Genomic DNA, 6098 nt, shown 5'->3' with positions numbered 1-6098 from the left:
AGCGAATCTCGAATGCCTGACCGGCAGAGATGCCCCAATGTCACCCCATCGAGCGACGCCAAACCCGGCATTACGGCGCGAACCGCACTCTGAGATCCATCAGGCGGTAGACCAGGCTCCGTCAGACAGCCGGAAGCCCTTGCGGGTCGTCTCGATCGGCTGCCCGGGTCGGTGGAGCTGTGAGGCGATCTGCGGGCGGATGAACCCGCTGGTGCTGGTGGCCATGGTGCCCAAGCCAACCTCGCCTGCCTGTCGGCCGGGCTGCTGCGCCCGGAACTTCCCTCAGCGGTGATGGCTTCCGTTATGACGCCCGTGGCTACGGCGCGTCGTCCACGTCCGGTGTGACCGATGACGGACTCGTCTGGCAGCATGCGGGATCATCATGTCCATTGATCGAAAGTGCGCGAAATGAACCGCAGTGAACTTGTGACTGCTCTTGCCGACCGTGCCCAGCTGTCCAAGAAGGACGCCGACGCCGTCCTGACGGCGTTCGCCGAGATCGCCGGCGAGATCGTCTTCAAGGGTGACGAGAAGCTGACGATCCCGGGCTTCCTGACGATCGAGCGAACCCACCGGGCGGCCCGCACGGCCCGCAACCCGCAGACCGGCGAGCCGATCCAGATCGAGGCCGGCTACAGCGCCAAGGTCAGCGCCGGCTCGAAGCTCAAGGAAGCAGCGAAATGAACACACGCGGGCTGCCGTACGCCGGCAGCCCGCATCCGGGAACGCTTCCGCCGCGAACACGCTGCTCGCCGCGACGATGATCCGCCCGGCCTCCTGGCGGATCCTGCTGCCCGGTTCGTCGCCTGGATGGCGTGCTGCCGGGGCGAGCCCGGCCCGGGGTGGGTACCGTGCGGGGCATGGGCAGGTACGTGCTGGAGCGGTGCACACGGTGTCGCGAACGGATCTGGATCCGCCCGGACACAGGGGCGGGCTGGACCTGCCCATGCGGCCACCGGGAAAGCCTGGGCCGCTCACCGAACGACTCCCAGCCGGACGAGGAATGGTAACCCCAGGCCACGGCGGCCTCCTGCCCACCGCCCAAGACTTCCCGACAGCGCCCACCGCCACTGTGACCGCTGGCATCGTCCAGGCACTCGTCCTCCACAGGAAGACCACCGGCCTCAGCCAACGCCAGATCGCCCGGGCCCTGGAGGTGTCTCAGCAGGCCATCTCCGAGTTCGAACGGCCGGGCGGGGACCCACGCCTGTCAACGGTGCTGCGCTATGCCGGGGCCGTGGGCTTGGGCGTCACGTACGTGCTGGCCGCCCTCGCGGCGGAACCTGGGGATATCGGATCCTCAATGTGACCGATGCGGCAGCGAGTTCGGTTGGGGCGGCGAGCCGCAGGCACCAGGGCCCAACCGCCATTTAGCCTGCGATCGACATGACACTTCGTCCGGCGAGGTGCTGATGGGCCGAGACCATCTTGCTGCTCGCCTCAAGGCATTTCAGCACTGGTGTGATGTCAACGAGTGCACGGCCACTGCGGAGGGGGCGCTGCCCGCGTACCTGCAGCAGCTGGCCGCGCGTCGCAGGCGTAGCACCACGTTGGGCAGTTACTGCGGGTCGATCGGTGCATGGCTCACTGCGGAGGGGTACCCGAACTGACGACGTAGCAGCGCGGAGGTCAGAAGACGAGTTGCTGGCCGCCGTCGATGTCGTAGGTGGCTCCGGTGAGCGCGGTGTTGGTCATGAGGTGGACGGCGAGGGCGGCGACGTCGGCGGGCGTTACGACGCGGCTGATCGGCAGCTTCGCGGCCAGTTCGGTGCGGCGTGCGTCGAGTTTGTCTTCGAGTACTGATGCTGACAGCGGGGTGTCGACGAACCCCGGGGCGATGGCGTTGACCCGGGCCGGTGCGATCTCCAGGGCCAGCGCGGCGACGAACGGGGGCATCACGGCGCTCACGGCGGAGGCGATACCGACGCCGGGTGCGACGCGGCGCGAGCCGGAGTCGCCCATGAAGATCAGCGTGCCCCCGGGCCGCATCTTGCCGACCGCGTTGCGCGCGACCTCGAGTCCCAGCTCCGCGTGGCCGGCTAGGGAGTCTCGCAGCTGGGTCGAGTCCATCTGGAGGATGGGGCCGTAGCGCGGACCCCCGGCTGTCACCATCACATGGTCGATCGTTCCCGGCAGGTTCTGGAAGAACTGTTGCAGGGCCGCGGTGTCGGTGGCGTCGAAGGCGGCGGTCTGTCGCGCGCCGACTTCGTCTGCCGCCTGCTTGAGTCGGTCTGGGTCACGGCCGGTGAGGATGACTTCGGCGCCCTCGGCTCGGGCGTGCCGAGCGGTCTGGAGGCCGATGCCCGAGCTGCCGCCGATCAGGACGACAATCTGGCCGAGCAGATCCGGTTGGTGCCGGGCGGAAGCGGTGTCGGTCGTGCCGGTCATGCGCGCTCCTCATGGATTGTCGCGGTTCGGGTGCGGATCAGGTTCGGGTGCAGTGCGGTCTTGAGTGCGTCGACGGCCAGGTGCCGAGCGAGGTTGGTGGCGTTGGAGTCGCGCAGGCTGTCGAGCATCAGGAAGTCGTGCACCATCCCGAGGACTCGCACCGCGGTGACGTCCACTCCGGCTTCCCGTAGTTTGGCCGCGTAGGCTTCGCCTTCGTCGCGCAGCGGGTCGGCCTCGTCGGTGATCACGAGGGTCCTTGGCAGGCCGCGCATCTGCTCGAGGCCGGCGCGCAGCGGGGAGGCGTACGGCTCGGCGCGCTGCGCGGGATCATCCGTGTACTGGTCCCAGAACCACATCATCGCCTTGCGCGTGTTGTAGTAGTAGTCGGCGAACTGCAGGTATGAAGGGGTCTCGAAGTTCGCGTCCGTGGTCGGGTAGAGCAGGACCTGAGCTGCGAGGCGCACGTCACCGCGTTCCTTGGCCATCAAGGCGAGTACCGCGGACATGCCGCCGCCGGAAGAATCCCCGCACACCGCGAACCGGGAGGTGTCCAGCGCGTGCCGGGCGCCCTCGCGCATGATCCATCGGGCGACGGCGTAGTTCTGCTCGACCTGGGTCGGATACTTCGCCTCTGGCGCCAGGTCGTAGACGGGGAACACCGCCGCGGCGCCGGAGCCCACCACCAACTCCCGCACCAGCCGGTCGTGCGTGCCGCTGCCGCCGAGTACCCAGCCGCCTCCATGGATGTACATGAACACCGGCAACGTCCCGGTCGCGTTCCGTGGCCGAACGATCCGCGCGCGTACGGTCCCCCACTCCCCAGCGTCGACCTGCACCCATTGCTCGTCGATGTCGGGCTTGGCCACGCCGACGCCTGCTTGTAGCTCATCGAAAAGAGCCCTGGCCCGGTCCACGGCCATCTCGTAGATCCGCGGATGCGGATCGGTCTGCTCGGCCAACCGCTTCGCGGCCGGCTCCAGGACGGGTGTGGGCGGAGCGAGTGTGGCTGCGGCCATCATCGAGTCTCCTGACGTGTGATGGTTCTGCCTGGCATGGGCTCCGCTAGTTCGGTTCGCCATTCAGGGGCCCCAAAGGGGTCGGCGAAATACTGTGTCTCGTGGACCACATGCTCGTGGTCGAACTCCATGACGCTCACCGAGTAGCTGGGCACACCGTCGTACGTGATGACGCACTCGCTCACCCACAGATTCCCGCCGCCGGTGATTCGCAGGACGATGAAATGGCGGTTTGCGGGGTGTCCGCCGCGTTGTGCCGAAATCGCTTCGCGGCTACGGAAGCGTTCGCCCGACTGCGGGTAGTCGAGGATCGCGTCCGAGGCGTAGACGGCGTGTTCAGCTTCGGTATCTCCGCGTTCTGATGCTCGCCAGTGTTCTTCGATGGCGGCCCTGGTGCGGGCGTCCGGGTCCATTTAGCCGCCCTCTCTTCACCATTTTTGCGGACTTCAGATCATTCGCCCGAATCCCACCGTAGCCGCACGTGCGACCGTGCGCATCGGGACATAGGGTGGCTTGGGAGGCACATCATGGTGGACTCTTCGTACGACGTCATCGTGATAGGCGGCGGTGCGCCGGGGGAGCACTGCGTTGGGGTGCTCGCGGACGGTGGCCTGCACGTCGCCCTTGTCGAACGGGACCTTGTCGGCGGCGAGTGCTCCTACTACGCGTGCATCCCGTCGAAGTCGCTGCTGCGTCCAGGCGAGGCGGTGCAGCACGCGCGGGATGCGGGCGCGAGCGCGCAGGTCGACGTGCAGGCGGCACTCGATTGGCGAGATTTCATGGTCTCGGACTATTCCGACAGCGGCCAGGCCGACTGGCTGGCGAACAAGGGCGTCGACCTGCTGCGCGGCACCGGCCGCCTCGCGGGGGCCAGCGTGGTGGAGGTGGACGGTCGGCGCTACACCGCCCACGACGTGGTCGTGGCGACAGGTTCCGATGCTGTGGTGCCGCCGGTCCCGGGCCTGCGCGAACTCGCGGGCATATGGACTAACCGCGAGGTCACCGGCATGAAGACGGTTCCGCGGCGCCTGCTGGTCCTCGGCGGCGGTCCCGTAGGCGTCGAGATGGCCCAGGCGGTACGCCGGCTCGGCAGCGAGGTGGCCCTCGTCGAGGGAGCTCCGTACCTGCTGTCCCACGAGGCCGAACCGTTGGGCGAGGCACTGGGTGATGTCCTGCGCGACGATGGCATCGAGCTATATCTCGGCGTGAAGGCGACTGCCGCGCGCCGAGAGGGCGAGGACTACGTGTTGTCTGTCGAAGACGGCCGCGAACTACGCGGCGACCATCTGTTGGTGGCCACGGGGCGTCGCCCGCGGCTGCCCGACGGCCTGGACACCGTCGGTGCCAAGGCCGGCCGCCAGGGCATCGAGGTGGACGCGCGCCTGCGCGCCGGGGAGCGGCTGTGGGCGCTGGGCGACGTCACCGGTGTGCGGATGCTTACCCATGTCGGCAAGTACCAGGCCGAGGTAATCGCCTCGAACCTCCTGGGCGAGCCGCGGGAGGCCCACTACGAGGCCATCCCGGACGCCGTCTACACCGACCCGCAGGCGGCATCGGTGGGCGTGCACGAGGATCGGTTCAGCGCGACGGCGCCGGTGTCCGAGGTGGCCAAGACGGCCACGTACACGCACGCCTATGCGAAGTCGAACGGCTTCCTGACCCTGCTCAGCGATGGCGAGGTGCTGACCGGCGCCTACGCGATCGGGCCCGAGGCCGGCGAATGGCTTCAGCAGGCCACGCTCGCCATCCGCGCCCGCGTCCCGATCGACGTACTGCGCGACGTGATCCAGCCGTTCCCGACCTTCTCAGAGATCTACAACGATGCTCTCAGGGTGCTACGCAGCGAGATTGCCAGCGCACGCCACGCGGTGAAGTCACCGACTCATGCCGCGCCCTAATCCGCGGCGGGTCAGCGTACGATCAGCACGGTCTTGCCCGGTGGGTGCGGACGCTTCCCGCTTTCGAAGGCGGCGCGTCCTTCGGACAGCGGGAAAGTCTGGCTCACTATGGGTTCCATCTCTCCCCGGTCGACCAGGGAAGCCAGGCGGCGGAGTCCCTGCCCGTTCGGCGAGACGACGAAGAACGTGGCGTGCACCTCGTGCCTGCTCGCGCGGTCGGCCTGTCAATCCCCTGGAAACGTAGAGTCGTCTCTATGCGGCTTCGTCCCTCTGTCGGGTCTCGGCTCGCTGCTGGTTGATGATGCGTTCGAACTCGGCAGGCGGTAGTCCGCCAGCCCGGCTGTGCCGGCGTCTGGTGTTGTAGAAGTCGGCGATCCAGGTCGCGATCTTGATGCGGGCCTCGGTGCGCGTGGCGAAGCGGTGCCGGTGGACGTACTCGACCTTGACCGTGGAGTTGAACGCCTCGGCCGCGGCATTGTCGAAACACGACCCCACCCGCCCCATGGACTGCACCACGCCCAGTCTGTCGCACAGGGTGTTGTACGCCGCACTGGTGTATTCGCCGCCCCTGTCGCTGTGGAAGATCACGCCGTCCACGTCGCCGCCGCGGGTGGCGGCCGCCATCTTCAGGGACGCGCTGACCAGCTCGGCGTCGTGGTGCTCGCCCATGGCGTACCCAAGGCACCTCCGGGAGAACAGGTTGAACCGCCCCGGGTTCGGTGGGGACTCGATTTCGTGTAAGGATTCGAGTCATGGCACGTCCTTCCTCCTACCCGCCTGAGCTGCGCCGTCGTGC

Annotated in this window: 7 protein-coding genes and 1 pseudogene; 3 read left to right on the top strand and 5 right to left on the bottom strand. The window is 67.8% G+C overall.

Annotation, left to right across the window (positions count from 1 at the left end; genetic code table 11):
* The first annotated feature begins 408 nt into the window (after positions 1-408).
* Both ACZ38L_RS38020 and ACZ38L_RS38015 read left to right on the top strand, forming a co-directional pair.
* Positions 409-684 (top strand): HU family DNA-binding protein, encoded by a 276-nt coding sequence (locus ACZ38L_RS38020; protein ID WP_465702457.1) that lies wholly within the window; start codon positions 409-411, stop codon positions 682-684.
* 388 nt (positions 685-1072) lie between these two features.
* The gene (locus ACZ38L_RS38015; RefSeq protein ID WP_465702455.1) at positions 1073-1309 is read left to right on the top strand and encodes a helix-turn-helix domain-containing protein; all 237 of its coding nucleotides are present in this window, start codon (positions 1073-1075) and stop codon (positions 1307-1309) included.
* 320 nt (positions 1310-1629) lie between these two features.
* On the opposite strand, the gene ACZ38L_RS38010 is transcribed toward ACZ38L_RS38015, so the two are convergent.
* From ACZ38L_RS38010 to ACZ38L_RS38000, 3 genes are read right to left on the bottom strand one after another with little or no spacing between them, the layout of a single operon-like run.
* Positions 1630-2388 carry an SDR family oxidoreductase gene (locus ACZ38L_RS38010; RefSeq protein ID WP_465702453.1) on the bottom strand — a complete coding sequence of 253 codons (759 nt, stop codon included), beginning with the start codon at positions 2386-2388 and terminating at the stop codon, positions 1630-1632.
* Positions 2385-3404 (bottom strand): alpha/beta hydrolase, encoded by a 1020-nt coding sequence (locus ACZ38L_RS38005; protein WP_465702459.1) that lies wholly within the window; start codon positions 3402-3404, stop codon positions 2385-2387. The genes ACZ38L_RS38010 and ACZ38L_RS38005 overlap by 4 nt, the downstream gene beginning before the upstream one ends.
* Positions 3404-3817, bottom strand: a complete 414-nt coding sequence (locus ACZ38L_RS38000) for a nuclear transport factor 2-like protein (RefSeq protein ID WP_465702451.1) — start codon at positions 3815-3817, stop codon at positions 3404-3406. The genes ACZ38L_RS38005 and ACZ38L_RS38000 overlap by 1 nt, the downstream gene beginning before the upstream one ends.
* A 114-nt stretch (positions 3818-3931) precedes the next feature.
* On the opposite strand from ACZ38L_RS38000, the gene ACZ38L_RS37995 reads away from it, so the two are divergent.
* Positions 3932-5302, top strand: a complete 1371-nt coding sequence (locus ACZ38L_RS37995) for a dihydrolipoyl dehydrogenase family protein (protein WP_465702449.1) — start codon at positions 3932-3934, stop codon at positions 5300-5302.
* A gap of 11 nt (positions 5303-5313) precedes the next feature.
* Here ACZ38L_RS37995 and ACZ38L_RS37990 read toward each other — a convergent pair.
* A pseudogene (locus ACZ38L_RS37990) lies at positions 5314-5508 on the bottom strand (zinc-binding dehydrogenase); the annotation flags it as partial.
* A gap of 46 nt (positions 5509-5554) precedes the next feature.
* On the bottom strand, positions 5555-5971 hold the full coding sequence (locus ACZ38L_RS37985; RefSeq protein ID WP_465702446.1) for an integrase core domain-containing protein: 417 nt from the start codon (positions 5969-5971) through the stop codon (positions 5555-5557).
* Positions 5972-6098: the final 127 nt, after the last annotated feature.

The sequence above is a fragment of the Kitasatospora sp. NPDC024654 genome (genome assembly GCF_055559155.1).
Note: the sequence above shows the minus strand (reverse complement) of the source record. Positions and strands in the feature narration are given on the sequence as shown.

What these genes read in the sequence shown, in the direction of transcription:
- ACZ38L_RS38020 (WP_465702457.1), top strand. Translation starts at nt 409, where the DNA reads ATGAACCGCAGTGAACTTGTGACTGCTCTTGCCGACCGTGCCCAGCTG.
- ACZ38L_RS38010 (WP_465702453.1), bottom strand. Translation starts at nt 2,388, where the DNA reads ATGACCGGCACGACCGACACCGCTTCCGCCCGGCACCAACCGGATCTG.
- ACZ38L_RS38005 (WP_465702459.1), bottom strand. Translation starts at nt 3,404, where the DNA reads ATGGCCGCAGCCACACTCGCTCCGCCCACACCCGTCCTGGAGCCGGCC.
- ACZ38L_RS38000 (WP_465702451.1), bottom strand. Translation starts at nt 3,817, where the DNA reads ATGGACCCGGACGCCCGCACCAGGGCCGCCATCGAAGAACACTGGCGA.
- ACZ38L_RS37995 (WP_465702449.1), top strand. Translation starts at nt 3,932, where the DNA reads ATGGTGGACTCTTCGTACGACGTCATCGTGATAGGCGGCGGTGCGCCG.
- ACZ38L_RS37985 (WP_465702446.1), bottom strand. Translation starts at nt 5,971, where the DNA reads ATGGGCGAGCACCACGACGCCGAGCTGGTCAGCGCGTCCCTGAAGATG.